This window comes from Undibacterium paludis, from assembly GCF_022568815.1.
GTDB lineage: Bacteria > Pseudomonadota > Gammaproteobacteria > Burkholderiales > Burkholderiaceae_D > Undibacterium.
In genome coordinates this window covers 159,891-180,943 of sequence record NZ_JAKZHX010000007.1, presented here as the reverse complement: position 1 = coordinate 180,943, position 21,053 = coordinate 159,891, and the positions used below count along the sequence as shown (strand labels likewise).

Below are 21,053 nucleotides of genomic sequence, written 5' to 3'. Positions count from 1 at the left end.
GTGTCGGTACGAATGCGCTTATGTGTACAAACACGGACACCAATAACTGGGAAGTAATTTATGTTGTGGGTTAAGGCTTTTCACATCTTGTTCATCACCTCATGGTTTGCTGGCCTGTTTTACTTGCCACGCATTTTCGTCAATCTGGCGATGGAAAATGACGGGCCAAGCAAAGAACGCCTGCTGCTGATGGCGCGCAAGCTGTATCGCTTCATGACCGTGCTGGCAGTTCCTGCCCTTGTACTGGGTTTGTGGTTGTGGCTGGGTTATGGCATAGGCAAGGGGCCGGGGAATGGCTGGATGCATGCCAAGCTTGCCTGCGTCATTCTGCTGGTGGGTTATCACCATGCCTGTGGCAGTTTGCTCAAAAAATTCGAACGGGCGGCAAACCAGCGCAGCCATGTCTGGTTTCGCTGGTTCAATGAAGTGCCCGTGATCCTGTTGTTGATCGTATTGATTTTGGTTGTCGTCAAACCTTTCTGAGGTTGACGGTATAGCGGTCTTGAGTGTTGGCTCCGGACCGGTAATTGGCGGTGAAGATTCACCATAGATTTTTTTAACGGATAAAGGGTGCTCCTATGACGCGTTACTCCTATTTTTGTCCATGCCCGCGCGGCCTGGAAATCGCCCTGGCTGAAGAGCTAGGTGAAATTGCAGCCATGGATAAAACCATGGCTGTCCATAACCAGGTGCCCGGCGGTGTGCACTGCTCAGGCAGCCTGCATGATGGCTGGCGTATCAACCTGCATTCGCGCATTGCTTCGCGCGTGCTGATGCGTATGGCGCATGCCAGCTATGCTAACGAAAATGATATTTATGACCTGGTGCTGGAACAGCCCTGGGAAGACTGGTTTGGTTATCATCACACCATACGTGTTGATGTGACGGCGGTAAAGTCACCTTTGAAGAGCCTGGAGTTCACCACCCTCAAGATCAAGGACGCAATCTGCGACCGCTTCCGCGATCAGTTCACACAGCGTCCATCGGTCAATACCAGAAACCCTGACATGCGTATCGTCGGTTTTCTCGATGCGCGCAATTTCACGATTTATCTCGACACATCCGGCGAGCCACTGTTCAAGCGCGGCTGGCGTCTGGAGACTGGCGACGCGCCTTTGCGTGAAAACCTGGCAGCGGGTCTGTTGCGTACCGCAGGCTGGAAAGCAGGCACCCCCTTGTTTGACCCCATGTGCGGCTCAGGCACCATACTGATAGAAGCGGCGCAAATTGTTGCTGGCATCCCGCCTGGTCTGAAACGTGAGTTTGCCTTTGAAAAGATGCATCAGTTTGATGCCGATGCCTGGGCAAAGATCAAGGCCAGCGCCAAGCCGAATCCACTGCCGGTCGAGCCGACTATCTTCGGTAGTGACATCTCTGGCGACATGATAGTCATGACCCGCAACAACCTGAACAAGGCGGGCATACGTTTTGATGTTCCACTGAAGCAGATAGAAGCGCAGGAAATCAAGGCGCCGACAACACAGCCAGGCATTTTGCTGACCAATCCTCCTTACGGTGAACGTATCGGCGTACGCGGTGACAGCACGATGGAAACGGATGAGCTCGCGAAAGGGTTTTTCAGTTCATTCAGCACCACCCTGAAACAGCGTTTTGCTGGCTGGAGTGTGTACCTGTTTACTGCGGATCTGGGTTTACCCAAGATGCTGCGCCTGAAAGAGTCACGCAAGACACCGTTCTTCAACGGTGCACTGGAATGTCGTTTATTCCGTTTCGATATGGTGGCAGGCTTCAACCGCAGGGAAGAAGCCAAACCCAAGGATGTCACTGAATAATTTTCATGTGATGGCTGATGGCCAAGTCGCTGCAGACTTGGCCGTTTTGCTTTAGGCTTGAGGCTTGGGAATTCCTTATCAGGGAGAAGCAGCAATGTCACAAGTATCAACATCTTCATCGCTGACAACAGCAGCAGCGCATTTGAATTTGAAAGACCCGTCTTTATTGCGCAATCAAGCCTATATCAATGGCGCATGGGTTGCCGGTACCACCAACTTCGATGTCAATAATCCTTCGACGATGGAGTTGCTGATCAGTGTGCCCAATCTTGACGGCAGCCATGCAGAAGCTGCCATTGAGGCTGCGCAAGCCGCTTTCCCTGCCTGGGCAGCCAGGACAGGCAAAGAGCGTGCCAATATCATGCGCAAATGGTATGACCTGATGATGGCAAATGCGGATGATCTGGCCATCATCATGACAGCAGAGCAGGGCAAACCACTGGCTGAGGCCAAAGGTGAGGTTGTCTATGGCGCCAGTTTCATCGAATGGTTTGCTGAAGAAGCCAAGCGGGTGTCAGGTGATGTCATGGCCTCGACCTGGAGTGACAAGCGCATGGTAGTGTTGAAACAGCCTATCGGTGTCTGCGCTTCCATCACTCCCTGGAATTTCCCTATTGCCATGATCACGCGCAAGGTGGCGCCTGCGCTGGCCGCAGGTTGTTCCATTGTCATTAAACCGGCTGAGCAGACACCTTTGTCCGCCCTGGCCATGGCTGAACTGGCGCACCGGGCGGGTATACCGCCAGGTATCATCAACATCATTACCGCTGATTCAGAGCAATCCATCACGGTTGGCAAGGTATTGTGTGACAGCCCGGTGGTGCGTCATCTTTCTTTCACCGGCTCAACGCCAGTTGGCCGTATCCTGATGCGGCAATCCGCGCAGACCGTGAAAAAACTGGCGCTGGAGCTTGGCGGTCACGCTCCGTTCATTGTGTTTGAAGACGCCGACCTCGATGCTGCGGTGGAAGGTGCGCTGTTATCGAAGTTCCGTAACTCTGGCCAGACCTGTGTCTGTACCAACCGGTTTTATGCACACGAATCCATCTATGATGCGTTTGTTGAAAAACTGGCTGCAGGCGCCAAAAAAATCAGGGTCGGCGACGGCTTTGCGGAAGGCGTCAACCAGGGGCCAATGATCGATGAGCAGGCCGTTGCCAAGGTCGAAGAGCATGTCGCTGATGCACTCAGGCATGGTGCCAGCCTGCAGGCTGGTGGCAAACAACATGCAGCGGGTAAGCTTTTTTATGAGCCGACCGTGCTGTCGAATGTCACATCGTCTATGCTGATCATGAATGAAGAGACTTTTGGCCCGGTTGCCGCTGTCGTCAGGTTCAAGACCGAAGATGAGGTGGTTGCTGCAGCCAATAACACCGACTTTGGCCTGGCTTCCTACTTTTATTCGCGGGATGTAGGCCGTGTCTGGCGGGTTGCTGAAAAACTCGAATATGGCATGGTAGGTATCAATACTGGCCTGATTTCAAATGAGGTTGCGCCTTTTGGCGGTGTCAAACAGTCCGGCCTGGGGCGGGAGGGCTCTGTCTATGGCATGGATGAATACCTGGAAATGAAGTATCTGTGCATGGGTGGGATTTGATTTGCCGGGAAGATATGCATGTGTGAAGGCCAAAAACCAAAAACAGCATGCATATCTTACCCTTCCATTTGTTTATAGCCAGCCGGCAGTTTTATTTTTCTGCTGGCAGCCAACCTGAATGTTTTCATGCAACCTGCTCTCAAGATCAGTAATGCCGCCCTGGCATGTCTGCTGGCTGCCCTGGCCATGCTGGGTCCGTTTTCTATTGACACTTACCTGCCGGCATTCCCGAATATCCGCGCTACGCTGGGTGCCAGTGCCCTTGAAGTGCAACAGACACTGACGGCCTATATGCTGTCATTTGCCGTCATGACACTTTGGCACGGCGCTCTGTCAGATGCCTTTGGACGGCGCAATGTGATACTGGTGGCCATGGCGGTTTTTGCCGTAGCCAGCTTTGGCTGTGCTTCGGTGCATAGCATTCATTACCTCTGGGGCTTCCGCATCCTGCAGGGCGTATCTGCCGGTGCTGGCGTGGTCGTGGGACGTGCCATCATCCGTGACCTGTATGCCGGAGCCCCGGCAGAAAAACTGTTGTCGCTGGTGACCATGATCTTTTCCATTGCCCCGGCGATTGCCCCCATACTTGGCGGCTGGATCGTAGGATTGTCGAGCTGGCGCACCATCTTCCTTTTGCTGTTTGTCTACTCCAGCTTGTTGTTGTGGGCCTGCTTCAAGTACTTGCCGGAATCCCTGCCTCGGGAAAAGCGTCAGCCTTTCAGTGCAGAGTTTTTGTGGCAAAGCTATAAAATGGTCTTCAAGTCGCCGCTGTTTCATTTGAAGGCAGGGACGATCGCTTTCAATTTTGCCGGTCTTTTTCTCTATGTGTCAGCTGCGCCGGCTTTTATCACCCAGCACTTGCATCTGGGACCAGACCAGTTTGGCTGGCAATTCGTGCCATCCGTGGGCGGTATCTTTTTCGGCGCCCTGGCGGCAAACCGGCTGGCGGGCAAGATAAGTGTCTGGAAGCAGGTCAGCATAGGGTTTTGCTTCTTGCTGGGGGCGGCTTTGTTCAATGTGCTCTTCCACTATTTTTCCCACCCCGTCTTGCTGTGGTCGGTAACACCCCTGTTCTTTTATACATTTGGCATGTCCCTGGTTGCGCCTGGTGCTACCTTGCTGGTGCTGGACCTGTTCCCCCATATACGTGGTATTGTTGCTTCTTGTCAATCTGCTACGGTGACATTGCTGGGCGCTGTCATTGCAGGTGTGGTCGCGCCAGCCCTCGATCACTCTGTCCTCACGCTGGCACTGGGCCAGTTTGCATGTGCCGCCATAGGGGCAATCATGTGGTATACCGGCCGCGTCTACTGGCGTTCCATGACTGCACAAAAGCAAAATGCCTGGGAAACCATAGGATAAAAAGTATGAGGTAAATAAATTTCAAGTCAGTTACTTGAAATGCTATTGATCGCCTCTATATAAATGCTGCTCTGCGGAAAGTGTGCGAAATGTACGCGAAATAAGGCTTGGCAGCAGCTTATGCCAATTTTAGGTACAATTCGTCCCGCATATGCAAATAAGATATCCATCGTGTATTTTTTTTGCGAACTTAATTAAAGTGTAGCTTTCTAAACACGACAAATTCATCAAGTTGTCACTTTTCACAGGTATCGTGCCGCTTGTCATTGGGTCTCTTACTGATTCAAGGCTGTAAAACACCTGTATTTCAGTTTTTACCGTGCTTGATGATGTTGGTAAAAACTTAACATTCATTTTTGGATACATGATAATGAAAAAATCAATTCTCGCACTCGCAATGTTGGGTGCCTTCTCTGGCGCGGCTTTCGCACAATCTACAGTAACGATCTACGGTGTAGTTGACGTTGGCTTCCAAAGCTTGGATAACGGCACAGTTGCTGGCCGTTTCAACAAAATCCAAAGTGGTCAAGAGGCTGGTTCCCGTATCGGCTTCAAGGGCACTGAAGATCTGGGCGGTGGTTTGAAAGCCAATTTTGTTTTGGAGCAAGGTATCCTGGTTGATACAGGTGAATCCGATCAAGGTCGCACATTTGGCCGTCGTTCTACAGTTGGTCTGTCTGGCGATTTCGGTGCAGTTGACTTCGGTCGTGACAAATCCCCGACATTGAAATACTTCGACAATTTCGATCCGTTTGGTTCCGCTTTGATCAACAACGGCACAGGCGTTCGTGCTCTGTACTTCGTTGGCGGTTCCGCAACTGTTGCTGGCGCTAACGCCAACTCCACAGGCCGCGTAAGCAATTCCGTATTCTATACAACACCAGGTAACCTGAGCGGTTTCTCTGCTGCTGCACAATACGGTTTCGGCGAAGCAGCTGGCGACAATTCCGCTGGTCGTTCCCTGGGCCTGACACTGGGCTACAAAGTTGATGCTCTGGAAGTTGGCTTCAACTACCTGAAAGACAATGCACAAGACGCAAAACTGTTTACAAACGCCAAGAAAGGTGTTTCTGTTGCAGCGTCTTATGACTTCGGCGTGGCAAAACCAGTATTCATCTACCAAAAAACCACAGATGACCTGACTCTGGACAAGAAAGCATACACACTGGCAGTTACAGTTCCAGTTGATGCAAATGGTAAAGTATTCGCTGGTTTCACACAGTTGAAAAACTCCACACCATTCAACGCAACAAGCCAGGTTGGCGATGCCAAGCAATTTGCACTGGCATACAGCTACTCTCTGTCCAAGCGTACAGATTTGTACACATCGTTCGCTCGTCTGACACAAGACAACAACTCTAAAGAGTTGGCAGCTGTGAACGGCGCAACTGTAAAAGAATTGACTGCTGGCGTTCGTCATCAGTTCTAATTCACATGCAGGGATTACTCCCTGCATCGCTGCATAAAAAGAGTGCCTCTCAGGGCACTCTTTTTTTGTTTTTAGCTGCTTGAAATCTTGCATACAAGACGGCCTTGGTCCGCTTTGTGCATGGTCTTGCCGGATATTCCTGTCAGAGCAGTCGGGGTTTGTTACAATGCTTATATATCTCTACCTCGTTTCCGGGCTTCAACTATGAAAATCACGAATACCTGCGCTATCAGTTTGCTGGCATTGATGCTGGCAAGTACGGCAGTACACGCACAGACACCAGCCAAGGCCGAAGCTCCGCCACCGCCCAAACTGGAAAAACTTGAAGAGGGGCCTGATCCCAAAGGTATTTCTGTCGCCAAGCCTGAGCCCAAGACCAAGCAAGTGGAAAAACGCAACAATAGTGGTAAGGTGACAGAGGTAGAGGTCAAATCAGGCAAGAGCAGCTACACTTTGAAAGCCAATCCTGAAGTCGGCAATGCGCCCAAGGGAACAGTGCAGGGTGATGCCAATCGGGCAGCGCAATGGACCATACTGGAGTTTGGCGGCAAGAAAGAAGTCAAGGAAGGTAATCCTCCTGACGCGCTCCCACCTGCGCCCGCCAAATCTGCTGCCTCAGCCAGTGCTGCGGCATCAAAGTAAGTCTTCACTACAGCTCTCATTTTTAAAATTGACATGGCAGTTTTTACACCGGTAAGTCTGGAAGACCTGGCCCCCTGGATGCAGCAATTCCCATTGGGTAGGGCCTTAAGCATCAAGGGTATCGCTTCAGGCATAGAAAACAGTAATTTTTTTATCAATACAGAGGCTGGCGAATTTGTTCTGACCATATTCGAAAACCTCAGTTTTGGGCAATTGCCGTTTTATTTGAAACTCATGCGTCACCTGGCTGATCATGGCGTTCTGGTTCCTGCCCCTGTCGCCAATGACCAGGGTGAGTTAGTGGTCCCTCTGCATGGCAAGCCTGCAGCTATTGTCAGCAAGCTTGAGGGCAGTTCACAGATGGCGCCGGGAGTCGTCCATTGTGCCGAAGTCGGCGCGATGCTGGCGCGCATGCATGTGGTGGGACAGAGCTTTGACATTCAGCAGCCCAATTTGCGTTCCCTGGACTGGTGGCATGAAACGACGCCAAAAGTACTCCCTTTTCTGAATGATGAATTACAGCACCTGCTGCGTGCCGAGGTGCATTTCCAGGATGCGTTTGACAGTACGCCCATCTATAAGGCTTTACCGCGCGGACCGATTCATGCCGACCTGTTCCGCAACAACGTGATGTTTGATGGCGAGCGCCTGACCGGGTTTTTTGATTTTTATTTTGCCGGCTGCGATACCTGGTTGTTTGACGTGGCGGTGACCGTCAATGACTGGTGTATCGACGTGGCGACTGGTGTACTTGATGAGGCCAGGGTTGTTGCCTTATTGGCTGCCTATCATGCGGTACGGCCATTTACCAAGGAAGAAGGCGTGGCCTGGCAAGTCATGTTGCGTGCCGCCGCCCTGCGTTTCTGGTTATCACGCCTGTATGATTTCTATCAGCCCAGGGACGCAGAAATGCTGACACCGCACGATCCCACGCATTTCGAGCGCATTTTGCGCTTGCGTGAATCCGGTAGTGTGCCACCTTTACCGTTAGAACAATGAATGATGTGACTGCAAAGGCTGGCTGGGACTGGGTCAGGCAGGGGTTCAGGTTGTTTCGTCAGCAGCCCCTGGAAATGCTGAGTCTGTTCTTTGCCTACATGTTTTTCAATATGGTGCTGGGATTCATTCCCGTGATAGGTCAGTTCCTGCCATTCGTACTGATACCTGTGTTCAGCCTCAGTTTTATGGAGGCTTGTCGCCGTATAGAATGTGGGCAGCGCGTATTGCCTGGCCTGTTTTTGTCCGGATTTCGTTCACCGGCCTTGCCGCGCCTGCTTTTACTGGGCGTGCTGTATGTCGTTGCCATCAGTCTTGCTGTATTTGCTTCCAACCTGACAGATGACGGCGTATTCTGGGAATTCATTACCAGCCAAAAGCCGCTTGATCCCAAAACCATGTCTGAAACCGGCTTGTTTCTGGGGATGATGACATCTGCTATTGCCTATATTCCGGCCATGATGGCTTTTTGGTATGCAGCGGTGCTGATTGCCTGGAAAAACATGTCAGTTGCCAAGGCAATTTTCTTCAGTTTTTTTGCCGTCCACAGGGCTGGGATGGCTTTCATGGTTTATGGACTGGGCTGGGTCGCTGTCGGCATCCTGGTGCCGGCGATGATCAGTATTCTGATTGCCGTGATCGTAGGCAAGGCTTACGCAATTGTGTTTGCGATGATGCCTGTATCGATCATTCTTTCTGTGGCGATGTACTGCTCTTTTTATCCGACCTACACGGATGTCTTCGGTAAGCCGGATGAAAACGATCAATCAGCTGCCTGATGCTCTGAGGGGACCTCCAGGTCTTCGATAATTTCAAAGCTATGTGTCATCTCTGCCGTTTTTTCCAGCATGATTGATGCTGAGCAGTATTTTTCATGTGACAGCTTGATGGCACGTTCGACCAGGTTGGGCTTCAATTGACGGCCGCGTACGGTAAAGTGGAAATTGATCTTGGTGAAGACCTTGGGTTCCGTGTCGGCACGTTCAGCTGTCAGCTTGACGTCACAGCCACGTACGTCCTGTTTGCCTTTTTTTAAAATCAAGACCACATCATAGGCAGTGCAGCCACCCGTGCCCAGCAAAACCATCTCCATAGGGCGTGGCGCCAGGTTGCGGCCACCCCCGTCCGGTGCACCATCCATTAAAACGGCATGGCCAGAACCGGTTTCGGCCAAAAAAGACATACCTGATGTTCCTGTCCAGCGCACTGTAGTTTCCATAGTTTCCTCTTTAGCAAAGATAGATTTGCCTCAGATTGTAGCCTATTGCGCAGAAACGTGAAATTTTGCGCAACAAACTGTAAATTACCTTGCACTGCACAATTTCTTGTCCTATTATTGACCCATCGGTTAGTTAGTTGTGCTTTTTGTACCTGACACAGTTGACTGCCTCGCATTTGTCTCCTCCACCTACACCTTTGGTGGATTCAACCCGAAGCCAGTCTTCGGGTTTTTTTTGCCCGTATTTCCACAATTCCTCTTAAGATCTGCACAAAAATTAAACAGTTCTTGCACTAAGTCTTTGAAAATACTATAATTTCCGACTCCCTGATCGCCCAAGGGGGAAGTGATAAGGACGAGTCTGCTGAATTTAATGGCAGAACCACCAAAAACACAGAATATTTGAGGGCGTTTTCAACTTTTATTAGGATTCAACATGAAAACCTTTTCCGCTAAGGGCCATGAGGTTCAGCGCGACTGGTTCGTGATTGACGCGACAGACAAAGTACTCGGACGTGTTGCCAGCGAAGTGGCACTCCGTTTGCGCGGCAAACATAAACCAGAATTTACACCACACGTAGACACAGGCGATTTTATCGTTGTTGTTAATGCAGGCAAACTGCGCGTGACAGGTACTAAATCCCTGAACAAAACATACTACCGTCACACTGGTTATCCAGGCGGTATCTATGAAACAAATTTCCAGAAAATGCAAGAGCGTTTTCCAGGTCGTGCACTCGAGAAAGCTGTTAAAGGCATGTTGCCTAAAGGCCCACTCGGCTATGCAATGATCAAGAAGCTGAAAGTGTATGCAGATGCAACGCATCCGCACGCAGCTCAGCAACCACAAGTACTCGACATCTAAGGATTAGCCATGATCGGTAATTACAACTACGGAACTGGCCGTCGCAAGAGCGCAGTTGCTCGCGTATTCCTGAAATCCGGCAGCGGCAAAATCGTTGTCAACGGCAAACCAGCTAACGAGTACTTCTCTCGTGAAACTGGCCTGATGGTCATCCGTCAACCTCTGGAACTGACTAATAATCTCGAAACATTCGACATTATGGTTAACGTTCACGGCGGCGGCGAATCCGGCCAATCCGGTGCTGTTCGTCACGGTATCACTCGTGCCCTGATCGACTACGATGCAACTTTGAAATCTGAACTGTCCAAAGCTGGCTTCGTTACTCGTGACGCACGTGAAGTTGAACGTAAAAAAGTTGGTCTGCGCAAAGCACGTCGCGCAAAACAATTCTCCAAGCGTTAATCTTTATCGCTGTTACCAATTGGTACAAGAAAGCCGCCTGGAAGGGCGGCTTTCTTGCTTTGAAGCATGTAACGAGTTTTTTCAGCTGCATCAGGTCGCAGCCTTCTGCTGTTAGAATAGCGTCAAAATTTCTTGCAAGGAAAGCATATGGTTAAAATTGGCATCGTTGGTGGCACTGGTTATACAGGTGTCGAGCTGTTGCGCATACTGGCCACCCACCCACAGGCGCAAATCACTGCCATCACTTCACGTAAAGAAGATGGTTTGCCGGTATCGGACATGTACCCGTCTCTGCGCGGCAGGGTGGATATTGCATTTTCTTCACCTGACAAGGCTAACCTCAAGGAATGTGATGTCGTTTTTTTCGCGACTCCGCATGGCGTGGCCATGGCACAGACACCAGAATTGCTGGCTGCAGGCGTCAAGGTCATCGACCTGGCGGCCGATTTCCGTATGAAGAATGTGGCTGAATTTGAAAAATGGTATGGCATTCCCCACTCCTGCACCAATGTGCTGGAAGAAGCGGTCTATGGCTTGCCAGAGTTGAACCGTGACGCCATCAAGGCAGCCAGGGTGGTTGGCAATCCTGGCTGTTACCCGACCACGATGCAACTGGGTTTCTATCCTTTGCTCAAGGCTGGCGTGATTGATGCCACCAACCTGATTGCTGACTGCAAGTCCGGCGTATCCGGTGCTGGCAGAAAAGCCGAGATGGGCCTGCTGTTCTCTGAAACCAGCGACACCTTCAAGGCTTACGGTGTGTCTGGTCACAGGCATACGCCAGAGACCATAGAACAATTGCAGCGCATGAGCAAAGACCCGATTGGCCTGCTGTTCACGCCGCATCTGGTGCCCATGATACGTGGTATGCATTCGACACTGTATGCGCGCCTGAACAAGGATATGTCCAACGAAGACTTGCAAGCCTTGTTTGAAACGGCCTATAAAGACGAACCTTTTGTCGACGTGCTGCCATTTGGTTCACATCCTGAGACCCGTTCCACTCGTGCATCCAATATGTTGCGTCTGGCTTTGCACAGGCCAAATAATGGCAATACGGTCATTGTTCTGGTAGTACAGGACAATCTGGTCAAAGGCGCTTCCGGTCAGGCCGTACAATGCATGAATCTGATGTTCGGCCTTAATGAGGGTACCGGGCTGATGCATGTACCTGTCATGCCTTAAGCCTGGTCATGCCTAAATCTCGTTCGGTGCATAAGCGCTACCTGGCAAGCAAGCTCACAATTTCACAGGAGAAACCCTGGTATGTGAAAGCAGGCATTGCCATGGTGGTCATGGCGGTTGCTGCGGGGATTGCCTGGTGGACTTACGATCTGGGCAAGACCTTTGCTTTTGGCAGTAAGGTCAGTGTCGAACAGGTTGAGTCCCTCAACAAAAAAATAGCCGAATTGACAGCTGAGCGAGACAAGTTGGCTCTTGCTGCCAATACCATAGAGAGTACAGTCAATATTGACAAGTCCACGCAAAAGCAATTGACCGATCAGGTCAAGGCTTTGACGACGGAAAACATCAAGCTTAAAGATGATCTTGCTTTTTTTGAAAGCATGACACCTTCAGCTGCTGGTGCTGATGGTATATCACTGCAAAATTTCAAGGTGGAGATGCTTGCTCCCGGTCAGTTGCGCTATCGCGCCCTGGTGATGCAGGGTGGCAAGGCCGGGCGTGATTTCACTGGGGAAATGCAATTTAACTTGAACTTGGTACAAGCTGGTAAACCTGCTACGATGCTGTTTCCCGATCCTAAAACGGGGGATGCCGGCAAGTTAAAATTATCTTTCCGCCATTATCAAAGACTGGAAGGAACAATTTCCTTGCCAGAGGGAGCTACGGTTAAAGCAGTCCAGGCCAGGGTTTTGATGAACGGCCAGATCCGGGCTCAGCAGTCGGTCAATTTATAAATCTCGCAAAGAAACTGCTGCACACTGCTATGAATGCTGCTGATAGCGACCAATAGCGTTTTTCTCATGCTGCGGGTTCTGGCTCATTTCTTGATGAGGAAGCAAGAATGTTTAATCGAAAAACCAAAAACACCATAGACAGTCTGATCGGTGCGACCACAGTCATACAGGGCGATCTGCATTTCAAGGGAGGTTTGCGTATAGATGGTCACATCTGTGGCAATGTAGTTGCTGACCTGGAATCTTCCAGCATGCTGATCATTTCTGAGCAGGCAAAAATCGACGGTGAAGTGCGTGCTGCCCATGTGATTGTCAATGGCATCATCAATGGCCCGGTTTTCTCTTCTGAATTGCTTGAATTGCAGCCAAAAGCCCAAATCTATGGCGATGTACACTACAAAACCCTGGAAATGCTGAGTGGTGCCGTGGTTTCCGGCAAACTCTCGCATGATCAGGCGCAAGAACCGGTATTGAAACTTGCAGCCAACAATGCATAGATTTCAGTGCGGGTCTATAATGATGGTAAATAGTTTGAAGGAGTAATTTATGAACGCTGTTGCCGAAATGCCCGCACCCATAGTTTTCACTGATAGCGCTGCTGCCAAAGTGGCACAGCTTATCGAAGAAGAGGGTAATCCAGACCTGAAATTGCGCGTTTTCGTGCAAGGTGGTGGTTGCTCTGGTTTTCAATATGGTTTCACTTTTGATGAAATCACCAATGAAGACGACACCACCATGACCAAGAACGGTGTTCAGTTGCTCATCGATTCCATGAGCTATCAATACCTGGTTGGTGCAGAAATTGATTACAAGGACGACCTCGAAGGCGCCCAGTTCGTGATCAAGAACCCGAATGCGACAACCACCTGTGGTTGCGGTTCTTCTTTCTCTGCCTGATACACCTCAGGCCGCTAAAAGGACGCTGCGGCGTCCTTTTTTATTGTTTTGAATTTCTTTTGTTTCGGCCTGTCATGAAGCTCGGGTTTTAATTTCTTTTTTTATAATTTCACTGCCTCAACAGAAGTAATATGTTCAAAAATTTCTTAGTTGCCCTGTTTTTGTTTGCTGCTGCCACAGCAAGCTTTGCCGACGTCATGAGCAAGGCTGAACGGCAGCAATACAAGGCCATGCTGAAAGCCATTGATGACAACAATATGCAGGCGGTTGAGCAATTGTTGAAAAACAAAATCAGGCTTGGTTTGCAAGAAGACAGCCGCGCAGCGCCGACCTTTATTACCCATGCAGCCATGGCAGGGCGAACGGACATTGTCCTGACCCTGCTCAATGCCGGCGCCGATATAGAGTCAATGAATGGTGATGGCTTCACACCACTGATGTGCGCAGTCTTGATGGGTAAGACAGAAACCGTGCGCCTTCTGATCAGTAAAAAAGCCGATGTCAATGCCGTCAGTTATCACGCAGACACGCCGCTGTCTTTGGCAAGGGAGGCGTCCAAACCCGATGCACAAATCGTGCAAATGCTATTGAAGGCAGGAGCCAGGAGCTGAGCCTGCGCAGGCAAGCAACAATGAAAAGTATTTGCGGCAAATTCCCTGAACAATTCATCACAAGACCGGCAAAGCTGATTACACTCATCGAATAATCAGGAGCCCGTGATGGAAACAGCCACACCCGCGATATCGTCAAAGCAGCAAGATCTGGTACGCGCCCTGCGCAGGGTCATCCCTGCGCACTGCATCTTATACCAGGAAGAAGATACCCGTCCCTATGAATGTGACGGTCTGGCCGCCTACCGCCAGTTGCCCATGGTGGTGACCCTGCCGGAAAACGAAAGCCAGGTAATCGCTGTCATCAATGTCTGCCGCGAAATGCAGGTCGCCATCGTGCCACGTGGCGCTGGCACCGGTTTGTCTGGTGGCGCCATGCCGATTGCCGATGGCCTGGTTTTATCGACCGCCAAACTCAACAAGATCATCAAGCTTGACGCCTATGCCAGGACTGCCGTCGTGCAGCCTGGTGTGCGCAACCTGGCGATTTCAGAAGCAGCCACCATGCATGGTCTGTACTATGCGCCTGACCCGTCTTCACAGATCGCCTGCAGCATAGGCGGCAATGTTGCCGAGAATTCCGGAGGCGTGCATTGCCTCAAATATGGCCTGACCGTACACAACGTACTGGCAGTACGTGCCATCACCATGGATGGCGAAGTCATTGAACTGGGCGGTGCGGCGCTTGATGCACCGGGGCTGGACCTGCTGGCTGTCTTCATCGGTTCAGAGGGCATGCTGGGGGTAGTGACCGAAGTGACTGTCAAACTTATCCCCAAGCCACAAACGGCACGCGTCATCATGGCTTCGTTCGATGATGTCGTCAAAGGCGGCGATGCGGTTGCCAGTGTGATTGCTGCGGGCATTATCCCCGCTGGACTGGAGATGATGGACAAGACCTCTTCACGCATGGTCGAACCCTTTGTCAACGCCGGTTACGACACAGAGGCTGAAGCGATACTCCTTTGTGAGTCAGATGGTACGCCAGAAGAAGTTGAGGAAGAAATTGCCCGTATGAGTGCTGTGCTTGAACAGGCCGGCGCTACTGCCATCGCCGTATCAAAGAACGAAGCTGAACGCCTGCGTTTCTGGTCCGGTCGCAAGAATGCCTTCCCTGCTGCGGGGCGCATATCGCCCGATTATTACTGCATGGACGGCACCATACCGCGCAAGCACCTGGCCCAGGTTTTGATTGGCATCAGCGAGATGGAAAAAAAATACGGCCTGCGTTGCGCCAATGTCTTCCACGCCGGGGACGGCAATCTGCATCCGTTAATTTTATTTGATGCCAACAAGGAAGGTGAATTTCACCGGGCTGAAGAATTCGGGGCAGAGATACTTGAATTGTGTGTCAAGGTCGGCGGCACCATCACTGGTGAACATGGCGTGGGCATAGAAAAAATCAATTCCATGTGCGTGCAGTTTTCCAGTGAAGAGATCACGGCTTTCCACGCAGTGAAGCGAGCCTTTGATCCAGCGGGTTTGCTCAATCCCGACAAGGCCATACCTACCTTGCATCGCTGTGCAGAATATGGGCGCATGCATGTGAAAAACGGCAGTCTGAAGTTCCCTGAACTGCCACGTTTTTGATGATAAACGAGCAGCACAAATTTTGCTTATTTTTGAGATCGCAGCATGCAAAGCATTGTAGATAATTTTCGTGAACGCATACTGGCAGCAAGCAGTACGCAGACTGCTTTGCAGATACAGGGCGGTGGCAGCAAGCACTGGTATGGCAATGAACCTGTCGGTGAATTGCTGGAAACCCGTGCCTATAGCGGCATACTTGCTTATGACCCCACCGAACTGGTGCTGACGGCCCGCAGTGGCACATCCCTGCTGGAGATCGAGGCGGCACTGGCTGCACACGACCAGATGCTGGCTTTTGAACCACCGCACTGGAGTGAACATGCCACCATCGGAGGTGTGGTGGCGGCAGGTTTGTCCGGTCCCAGGCGTCCGGCGGTTGGCGCCGTGCGTGATTTTGTCCTTGGCACCAGTTTGATGAATGGCCAGGGCCAGGTACTGGAATTTGGCGGCCAGGTCATGAAGAATGTCGCCGGCTATGATGTTTCGCGCTTGTTGACAGGCTCCATGGGCAGCCTGGGGCTGATACTCGATGTTTCCATCAAGGTCTTGCCGCAACCTTTTGCCGAGACTACCCTGGTATTTGCCCTGTCCGAAGCGGATGCTTTGCTGCGTCTTAATCAATGGGCCGGACAAGCTCTGCCGGTTTCAGCCAGTTGCTGGCATGTTGGTCGGCTCATGCTGCGCCTGTCAGGTGCTGAAGCCGCCGTGCGTGCTGCCAGAGCAAGACTGGGTGGTGAGGAAATGCGGGACGCCTCAGCATTCTGGATCAGCCTGCGTGAGCAGACACATGATTTTTTCAATCAGGATAAAGAGCATGGCTTGTGGCGACTGTCGCTGCCATCGACCAGCCCTGCGCTGCGCCTGACGGGCAAATCCCTGATTGAATGGGGCGGTTCACAACGCTGGCTGTTCAGCAATGAAAAGCCGGAACTGATAAGGCTCTCCGCCCTGGCTGCCGGTGGTCACGCCTGTCTGTTCCGTGGCGGTGACAAGAGCGCGGGGGTATTTGCCCCACTTTCCGCACCTGTGGAAAAAATCCACAAGCGACTTAAGCAGGCATTTGATCCTGCCGGCATCTTTAATCCTGGCCGCATGTAATGCATACAAAAAGGTTCTGAACAATCATGCAAACCAATCTCGCTGATTTCATCAAAGACACGCATGAGGGCAAGGAAGCAGAAGACATTTTGCGCAAGTGTGTCCATTGCGGTTTTTGCACAGCCACTTGCCCTACCTATCAATTGCTCGGCGATGAACTCGATGGCCCGCGTGGACGCATTTACCTGATCAAACAGGTACTGGAAGGCAAGCCGGCCACGGCCAAGACACAGCAGCATCTTGATCGTTGCCTGACTTGCCGGAATTGTGAAACCACTTGCCCTTCAGGTGTGCAATACGGGCGTCTGGTTGATATCGGTCGTCAGGTCGTCGACCAGCAGGTTGGCAGACCATTTCTGCAAGGTATGAAGCGCGCAGCGCTCAAGAATCTGTTGTCGCGCAAATGGCTGTTCAATCCGGCCATGAAGCTAGGTCAGAGCCTGCGGCCCATGTTGCCCAGGGCTTTGCAAAACAAGGTACCGCCAGCACAGGATGCCGGTTTGTGGCCGCAGACGGTACATGCGCGCAAAATGCTCTTGCTTGACGGTTGTGTGCAGCCGGCGATGTCGCCGAATATCAATGCAGCCACAGCCAGGGTACTTGACGCCATGGGTGTGGAGTTGCAGATTGCGCCCAAGGCCGGATGTTGTGGTGCAATCCGTTATCATTTGAATGAGCAGGCAGATGGTTTGAACGACATGCGCCGCAATATCGATGCCTGGTGGCCCTATGTAGAGGCCGGTGTGGAAGCCATCGTCATGACAGCTTCGGGCTGCGGTGCGACCGTCAAGGACTACGGGCATCTGCTGGAGCATGATGCGGACTATGCAGACAAGGCAAAAAAAATCTCGGCATTGACCCGTGACCTCAGTGAGATTCTGCCAGAGTTTGAGGCTCAACTGGTCACTCAACTTGCCGGTAAAATCAGGAAGCGTATCGCCTGGCATCCTCCCTGTACTTTGCAACATGGCCAGCAGATACGCGGGAAGGTAGAAGGTTTGCTGACTGCCATCGGGATAGACGTAAAGCTGTGTGCGGACAGTCATTTGTGCTGCGGATCAGCAGGTACTTACTCAGTCTTGCAACCTGCCTTATCTTACCAGTTGCGTGATAATAAGTTGCAAAACCTGTTGGCGACTGAGCCTGAAGTCATTCTTTCGGCAAATATAGGCTGTCTTACGCATTTGCAGTCGGGCACACAGGTTTCTGTCTTGCACTGGGTAGAATTGATTGACATGGGCTTGCAGCAGGCGAGGCTAGAATCAGGGCCGGAAGCTGTGGTAGCTGCGATCAATGTAAATTCCTGAAAATGAGAATTTTGAAACCATAAGGTGGTCCACGCCCATGCCAGCCATCACTCCAGTTGTTGAAGAATGTGAACACCCGGCTCAGAGCGTATTGACGCCGGATTTTGTGCAGGCGGCGTATTTCAGGGATGCCTACAGAACTGTACTGAGTCAGCCTGGGCTTGCAGTCCAGGACATCTTTCACAATATCTTCATGCACAGGCCAGGGTGGATGAAACTCATCATGATCACCCGCAATGGGCTGGTTTCCCTGTTCGGTATTGCAGCGCCATCTGTCACTGAAATCATGCATCCAAAGGTGAAAGAGCACTATGCTGTCGGTGATAAAATTGGCGCCTGGCCCATTTTTTTCATCACACCCAATGAACTGGTTGCCGGACGGGACAACAGTCATCTGGATTTCCGGTTATCCATTTTTCGGGAGAACGACGGGCAAACTGTCGTTATTTCTACAGTTTGCCATGTCCATAATGGGTTTGGCCGGTTTTATCTCAAGCTTATACGGCCATTTCATCGATGGGGGGTACGCTTTTTGATCAAGCGGGCAGTTCTTGATGGACGCCTGTGACTCATATGGTGGAAATTGCCGGTGTCAGCCGGTGTTATTCTGCCAGCAGTTTTTCTATATCATCGAGTAATTCAGCCGGTGCAGTTGCCGGTGCATATCGCTTGAAGACAGAACCATCTTTTTTGACCAGGAACTTGGTGAAATTCCATTTGATCATTTCACTGCCCAGCAAGCCTGGCGCCTTGTTCTTCAAGTGCTTGAACAGAGGGTGTGCTTTGTCTCCGTTGACGTCTATCTTGTCAAACATGGGGAAGGTGACACCGTAATTCTTTTCGCAGAAAGCCCCAATTTCACCGGCAGAACCTGGTTCCTGATGACCGAACTGGTTGCAGGGGAAACCCAGTACAGCCACGCCCTTGTCCTTGAATTGCTGGTATATCGCCTCCAGCCCCTTGTATTGCGGCGTGAAACCGCAATTGCTGGCAGTATTGACGATCAGTAATACTTTCCCAGCGTATTGCTTGAGATCGACCGGGGAACCTTGCAGGTCATTGGCCTGAAAATCGAGTGCGCTCATACGATACCCAGATGTTTGGTGCCTGCACTGAGGTCACGGTCTTTGGCGTCCTTGCCTTTCAACATGATGGCCAGACGCAATTCATTGACCGAGTCTGCATTGCGCAATGCATCTTCATAGGTGATCTGGTCCGCTTCATGCAAATCAAAGAGTGACTGATCAAAGGTTTGCATGCCCAGTTCGCGGGATTTTTTCATGATTTCCTTGATTTCATGCACTGCACCCTTGAAGATCAGGTCAGCAACTAACGGTGTATTAAGCATGATTTCTACTGCGGCAGCACGGCCTTTGCGGCCTTTCAGCGGCACCAGGCGCTGGGAGATAACCGCCTTCAGGTTCAGCGACAAATCCATCAGCAATTGAGGGCGACGTTCTTCCGGGAAGAAGTTGATGATACGGTCAAGCGCCTGGTTGGAACTGTTCGCATGCAGGGTGGCCAGGCAAAGATGGCCAGTCTCTGCAAAGGCGACGGCAAAGTCCATGGTTTCGCGGTCACGAATCTCACCAATCTGGATAACATCAGGCGCCTGGCGCAGGGAGTTTTTCAGGGCAGCGCCCCAGTCTTCGGTATCAATACCAACTTCACGCTGTGTGATGATGCAGTTCATGTGCGGATGCACATATTCTATCGGATCCTCGATCGTGATGATGTGACCATAGCTGTTCGCATTTCTGTAGCCCAGCATGGCGGCCAGCGAGGTTGACTTGCCGGAGCCGGTTGCACCCACCATGATGACCAGGCCGCGCTTGGTCATGACGATGTCCTTGAGGTTTTCTGGCAGACCCAAGTCTTCGAGTTTTGGAATGGCGGTCGTAATCGTCCGCAAGACCAGGCCGACACGCCCTTGTTGCATGAAAGCCGACACGCGGAAGCGCCCCAGGCCCGCCGGGCTGATCGCAAAATTACATTCCTTGGTGGATTCAAATTCTGACGACTGTTTGTCGTTCATGATGGACCGGGCCAGATCGACAGTATGGGCTGGCGTCAAAGGTTGATTCGAGACTGGTGTTACCCGTCCGTCAATTTTGAAGGCAGGCGGGAAATCAGCGGTGATAAACAAGTCTGATCCGTTTTTGCTGAGCATGAGTCTCAACAAATCGTTCATGAATTTGGTGGCCTGATCGCGTTCCATGTTTTCTTCCTTTGATCAATTAGCCGGGGAAATTATCCGGAGTTTTGGCGGCAGCACGTGCAGCGCCGACAGAAATGACGTTGCGGCGAACCAGGTCGGTCAGATTCTGGTCCAGAGTCTGCATGCCTATGTTGCTGCCAGTCTGAATGGCCGAGTACATCTGCGCGACCTTGGCTTCACGTATCAGGTTGCGGATCGCCGGTGTACCTATCATGATCTCATGCGCGGCGACACGGCCGGAGCCATCCTTGTTTTTCAACAGGGTTTGCGAGATAACAGCTTGCAGTGATTCGGACAACATCGAACGCACCATTTCTTTTTCTTCTGCGGGGAAGACGTCGACAATACGATCTATGGTTTTTGCGGCAGAAGAGGTATGCAGGGTACCGAATACCAAGTGACCGGTCTCTGCAGCGGTCAATGCCAGGCGTATGGTTTCCAGGTCACGCAACTCACCAACCAGGATGGCGTCAGGATCTTCACGCAATGCCGAACGCAGCGCGTTATTGAAGGACATGGTATGCGGGCCGACCTCACGCTGGTTGATCAGGCATTTTTTTGATTCGTGCACAAATTCTATCGGGTCTTCGACAGTCAGGATGTGGCCATATTCATTTTCATTGAGATGGTTCACCATGCCTGCCAGTGTCGTTGATTTGCCTGAACCGGTAGGGCCTGTGACCAGTACCAGGCCGCGTGGTTTCAGGGCCAGTTCAGCAAAGATCTTGGGGGCATTCAATTGCTCCAGCGACAAAATCTTGGATGGAATGGTACGCATGACTGCAGCTGCACCACGTTCCTGGTTGAAGGCATTGACACGAAAGCGGGCCAGGCCAGGGATGGAAAAAGAAAAGTCACATTCCAGGGTTTCTTCATAAGCCTTGCGCTGCGAGTCATTCATGATGTCATAGATCAGCTCATGAACATCTTTATGCTCCAGCGGCGGTAAATTGATGCGCCTGACGTCGCCATGTACACGTATCATGGGTGGCAAGCCAGAGGATAAGTGTAAGTCGGAGGCATTGTTCTTGACTGAGAACGCCAGCAGTTCTGAAATGTCCATTTATAATTCCGGTAATGAAATCGTTGCTGATTGAATTGTTAAGCT

Annotated in this window: 23 protein-coding genes; 19 read left to right on the top strand and 4 right to left on the bottom strand. The window is 51.3% G+C overall.

Annotation, left to right across the window (positions count from 1 at the left end):
- The first annotated feature begins 60 nt into the window (after positions 1 to 60).
- The 8 genes from LZ463_RS13560 (at position 61) to LZ463_RS13525 (ending at position 8,598) form a co-directional block, all read left to right on the top strand.
- Positions 61 to 483 (top strand): CopD family protein, encoded by a 423-nt coding sequence (locus LZ463_RS13560; RefSeq protein WP_241456322.1) that lies wholly within the window; start codon positions 61 to 63, stop codon positions 481 to 483.
- Positions 484 to 578: 95 nt separating this feature from the next.
- Positions 579 to 1,793 (top strand): THUMP domain-containing class I SAM-dependent RNA methyltransferase, encoded by a 1,215-nt coding sequence (locus LZ463_RS13555; protein WP_241456320.1) that lies wholly within the window; start codon positions 579 to 581, stop codon positions 1,791 to 1,793.
- A gap of 94 nt (positions 1,794 to 1,887) precedes the next feature.
- The gene (locus LZ463_RS13550) at positions 1,888 to 3,390 is read left to right on the top strand and encodes an NAD-dependent succinate-semialdehyde dehydrogenase (RefSeq protein ID WP_241456318.1); all 1,503 of its coding nucleotides are present in this window, start codon (positions 1,888 to 1,890) and stop codon (positions 3,388 to 3,390) included.
- A 126-nt stretch (positions 3,391 to 3,516) separates the two neighbouring features.
- Positions 3,517 to 4,752: a multidrug effflux MFS transporter gene (locus tag LZ463_RS13545; RefSeq protein ID WP_241456317.1), complete on the top strand. Its 1,236-nt coding sequence runs from the start codon at positions 3,517 to 3,519 to the stop codon at positions 4,750 to 4,752.
- 319 nt (positions 4,753 to 5,071) lie between these two features.
- A complete protein-coding gene (locus LZ463_RS13540) occupies positions 5,072 to 6,181 on the top strand; it encodes a porin (RefSeq protein ID WP_241456315.1) in 1,110 nt (369 codons plus the stop codon).
- A 204-nt stretch (positions 6,182 to 6,385) separates the two neighbouring features.
- Complete coding sequence (locus LZ463_RS13535; protein ID WP_241456313.1) at positions 6,386 to 6,823, top strand: hypothetical protein; 438 nt, start codon at positions 6,386 to 6,388, stop codon at positions 6,821 to 6,823.
- A gap of 33 nt (positions 6,824 to 6,856) precedes the next feature.
- Positions 6,857 to 7,822: a homoserine kinase gene (locus tag LZ463_RS13530; RefSeq protein WP_241456312.1), complete on the top strand. Its 966-nt coding sequence runs from the start codon at positions 6,857 to 6,859 to the stop codon at positions 7,820 to 7,822.
- A complete protein-coding gene (locus tag LZ463_RS13525; RefSeq protein ID WP_241456310.1) occupies positions 7,819 to 8,598 on the top strand; it encodes a BPSS1780 family membrane protein in 780 nt (259 codons plus the stop codon). The genes LZ463_RS13530 and LZ463_RS13525 overlap by 4 nt, the downstream gene beginning before the upstream one ends.
- Here LZ463_RS13525 and LZ463_RS13520 read toward each other — a convergent pair.
- On the bottom strand, positions 8,583 to 9,038 hold the full coding sequence (locus tag LZ463_RS13520; protein ID WP_241456308.1) for an OsmC family protein: 456 nt from the start codon (positions 9,036 to 9,038) through the stop codon (positions 8,583 to 8,585). The two genes, LZ463_RS13525 and LZ463_RS13520, sit on opposite strands and share 16 nt — an antisense overlap.
- A 436-nt stretch (positions 9,039 to 9,474) precedes the next feature.
- On the opposite strand from LZ463_RS13520, the gene rplM reads away from it, so the two are divergent.
- The 11 genes from rplM (at position 9,475) to LZ463_RS13465 (ending at position 18,295) form a co-directional block, all read left to right on the top strand.
- Positions 9,475 to 9,903 (top strand): 50S ribosomal protein L13, encoded by a 429-nt coding sequence (gene rplM, locus LZ463_RS13515; protein WP_241456307.1) that lies wholly within the window; start codon positions 9,475 to 9,477, stop codon positions 9,901 to 9,903.
- 9 nt (positions 9,904 to 9,912) lie between these two features.
- A complete protein-coding gene (gene rpsI / locus LZ463_RS13510) occupies positions 9,913 to 10,305 on the top strand; it encodes a 30S ribosomal protein S9 (protein WP_162039944.1) in 393 nt (130 codons plus the stop codon).
- 147 nt (positions 10,306 to 10,452) lie between these two features.
- On the top strand, positions 10,453 to 11,490 hold the full coding sequence (gene argC, locus LZ463_RS13505; protein ID WP_241456304.1) for an N-acetyl-gamma-glutamyl-phosphate reductase: 1,038 nt from the start codon (positions 10,453 to 10,455) through the stop codon (positions 11,488 to 11,490).
- A gap of 8 nt (positions 11,491 to 11,498) precedes the next feature.
- Positions 11,499 to 12,224 (top strand): DUF6776 family protein, encoded by a 726-nt coding sequence (locus LZ463_RS13500; RefSeq protein WP_241456303.1) that lies wholly within the window; start codon positions 11,499 to 11,501, stop codon positions 12,222 to 12,224.
- A 107-nt stretch (positions 12,225 to 12,331) separates the two neighbouring features.
- Positions 12,332 to 12,721 (top strand): bactofilin family protein, encoded by a 390-nt coding sequence (locus tag LZ463_RS13495; RefSeq protein WP_241456302.1) that lies wholly within the window; start codon positions 12,332 to 12,334, stop codon positions 12,719 to 12,721.
- 49 nt (positions 12,722 to 12,770) lie between these two features.
- Entirely contained in the window at positions 12,771 to 13,121 is a 351-nt protein-coding gene (gene erpA, locus LZ463_RS13490) for an iron-sulfur cluster insertion protein ErpA (protein ID WP_241456301.1), read from the top strand.
- A gap of 131 nt (positions 13,122 to 13,252) precedes the next feature.
- Positions 13,253 to 13,732 (top strand): ankyrin repeat domain-containing protein, encoded by a 480-nt coding sequence (locus LZ463_RS13485; RefSeq protein WP_241456300.1) that lies wholly within the window; start codon positions 13,253 to 13,255, stop codon positions 13,730 to 13,732.
- Between the two features lie 108 nt (positions 13,733 to 13,840).
- Positions 13,841 to 15,322, top strand: a complete 1,482-nt coding sequence (locus LZ463_RS13480; RefSeq protein WP_241456299.1) for an FAD-linked oxidase C-terminal domain-containing protein — start codon at positions 13,841 to 13,843, stop codon at positions 15,320 to 15,322.
- 45 nt (positions 15,323 to 15,367) lie between these two features.
- A complete protein-coding gene (gene glcE / locus LZ463_RS13475; RefSeq protein ID WP_241456298.1) occupies positions 15,368 to 16,420 on the top strand; it encodes a glycolate oxidase subunit GlcE in 1,053 nt (350 codons plus the stop codon).
- Positions 16,421 to 16,446: 26 nt separating this feature from the next.
- Complete coding sequence (gene glcF, locus LZ463_RS13470; RefSeq protein WP_241456297.1) at positions 16,447 to 17,727, top strand: glycolate oxidase subunit GlcF; 1,281 nt, start codon at positions 16,447 to 16,449, stop codon at positions 17,725 to 17,727.
- A gap of 37 nt (positions 17,728 to 17,764) precedes the next feature.
- On the top strand, positions 17,765 to 18,295 hold the full coding sequence (locus tag LZ463_RS13465; protein WP_241456296.1) for a DUF2867 domain-containing protein: 531 nt from the start codon (positions 17,765 to 17,767) through the stop codon (positions 18,293 to 18,295).
- A gap of 34 nt (positions 18,296 to 18,329) precedes the next feature.
- Here the strand turns inward: LZ463_RS13465 and LZ463_RS13460 are convergent, their stop codons facing one another.
- Genes LZ463_RS13460 through LZ463_RS13450 form a run of 3 tightly spaced genes read right to left on the bottom strand, consistent with a single transcriptional unit; the run spans position 18,330 to position 21,008 of the window.
- Positions 18,330 to 18,812 carry a glutathione peroxidase gene (locus LZ463_RS13460; RefSeq protein WP_241456295.1) on the bottom strand — a complete coding sequence of 161 codons (483 nt, stop codon included), beginning with the start codon at positions 18,810 to 18,812 and terminating at the stop codon, positions 18,330 to 18,332.
- Positions 18,809 to 19,945: a PilT/PilU family type 4a pilus ATPase gene (locus LZ463_RS13455; protein ID WP_241456294.1), complete on the bottom strand. Its 1,137-nt coding sequence runs from the start codon at positions 19,943 to 19,945 to the stop codon at positions 18,809 to 18,811. Before LZ463_RS13455 ends, LZ463_RS13460 begins: the two co-directional genes overlap by 4 nt.
- Before the next feature lie 19 nt (positions 19,946 to 19,964).
- Positions 19,965 to 21,008, bottom strand: a complete 1,044-nt coding sequence (locus LZ463_RS13450; RefSeq protein WP_241456293.1) for a type IV pilus twitching motility protein PilT — start codon at positions 21,006 to 21,008, stop codon at positions 19,965 to 19,967.
- Positions 21,009 to 21,053: the final 45 nt, after the last annotated feature.

Bases quoted from the DNA above. Each gene is read 5' to 3' on its own strand.
- LZ463_RS13500 (WP_241456303.1), top strand. From the start codon at position 11,499: ATGCCTAAATCTCGTTCGGTGCATAAGCGCTACCTGGCAAGCAAGCTC.
- rplM (WP_241456307.1), top strand. From the start codon at position 9,475: ATGAAAACCTTTTCCGCTAAGGGCCATGAGGTTCAGCGCGACTGGTTC.
- glcE (WP_241456298.1), top strand. From the start codon at position 15,368: ATGCAAAGCATTGTAGATAATTTTCGTGAACGCATACTGGCAGCAAGC.
- LZ463_RS13530 (WP_241456312.1), top strand. From the start codon at position 6,857: ATGGCAGTTTTTACACCGGTAAGTCTGGAAGACCTGGCCCCCTGGATG.
- LZ463_RS13495 (WP_241456302.1), top strand. From the start codon at position 12,332: ATGTTTAATCGAAAAACCAAAAACACCATAGACAGTCTGATCGGTGCG.
- LZ463_RS13535 (WP_241456313.1), top strand. From the start codon at position 6,386: ATGAAAATCACGAATACCTGCGCTATCAGTTTGCTGGCATTGATGCTG.
- glcF (WP_241456297.1), top strand. From the start codon at position 16,447: ATGCAAACCAATCTCGCTGATTTCATCAAAGACACGCATGAGGGCAAG.
- LZ463_RS13455 (WP_241456294.1), bottom strand. From the start codon at position 19,945: ATGGAACGCGATCAGGCCACCAAATTCATGAACGATTTGTTGAGACTC.
- LZ463_RS13555 (WP_241456320.1), top strand. From the start codon at position 579: ATGACGCGTTACTCCTATTTTTGTCCATGCCCGCGCGGCCTGGAAATC.
- rpsI (WP_162039944.1), top strand. From the start codon at position 9,913: ATGATCGGTAATTACAACTACGGAACTGGCCGTCGCAAGAGCGCAGTT.
- LZ463_RS13525 (WP_241456310.1), top strand. From the start codon at position 7,819: ATGAATGATGTGACTGCAAAGGCTGGCTGGGACTGGGTCAGGCAGGGG.
- LZ463_RS13460 (WP_241456295.1), bottom strand. From the start codon at position 18,812: ATGAGCGCACTCGATTTTCAGGCCAATGACCTGCAAGGTTCCCCGGTC.
- LZ463_RS13550 (WP_241456318.1), top strand. From the start codon at position 1,888: ATGTCACAAGTATCAACATCTTCATCGCTGACAACAGCAGCAGCGCAT.
- LZ463_RS13520 (WP_241456308.1), bottom strand. From the start codon at position 9,038: ATGGAAACTACAGTGCGCTGGACAGGAACATCAGGTATGTCTTTTTTG.
- LZ463_RS13545 (WP_241456317.1), top strand. From the start codon at position 3,517: ATGCAACCTGCTCTCAAGATCAGTAATGCCGCCCTGGCATGTCTGCTG.
- LZ463_RS13560 (WP_241456322.1), top strand. From the start codon at position 61: ATGTTGTGGGTTAAGGCTTTTCACATCTTGTTCATCACCTCATGGTTT.
- LZ463_RS13485 (WP_241456300.1), top strand. From the start codon at position 13,253: ATGTTCAAAAATTTCTTAGTTGCCCTGTTTTTGTTTGCTGCTGCCACA.
- LZ463_RS13480 (WP_241456299.1), top strand. From the start codon at position 13,841: ATGGAAACAGCCACACCCGCGATATCGTCAAAGCAGCAAGATCTGGTA.
- erpA (WP_241456301.1), top strand. From the start codon at position 12,771: ATGAACGCTGTTGCCGAAATGCCCGCACCCATAGTTTTCACTGATAGC.
- argC (WP_241456304.1), top strand. From the start codon at position 10,453: ATGGTTAAAATTGGCATCGTTGGTGGCACTGGTTATACAGGTGTCGAG.
- LZ463_RS13450 (WP_241456293.1), bottom strand. From the start codon at position 21,008: ATGGACATTTCAGAACTGCTGGCGTTCTCAGTCAAGAACAATGCCTCC.
- LZ463_RS13465 (WP_241456296.1), top strand. From the start codon at position 17,765: ATGCCAGCCATCACTCCAGTTGTTGAAGAATGTGAACACCCGGCTCAG.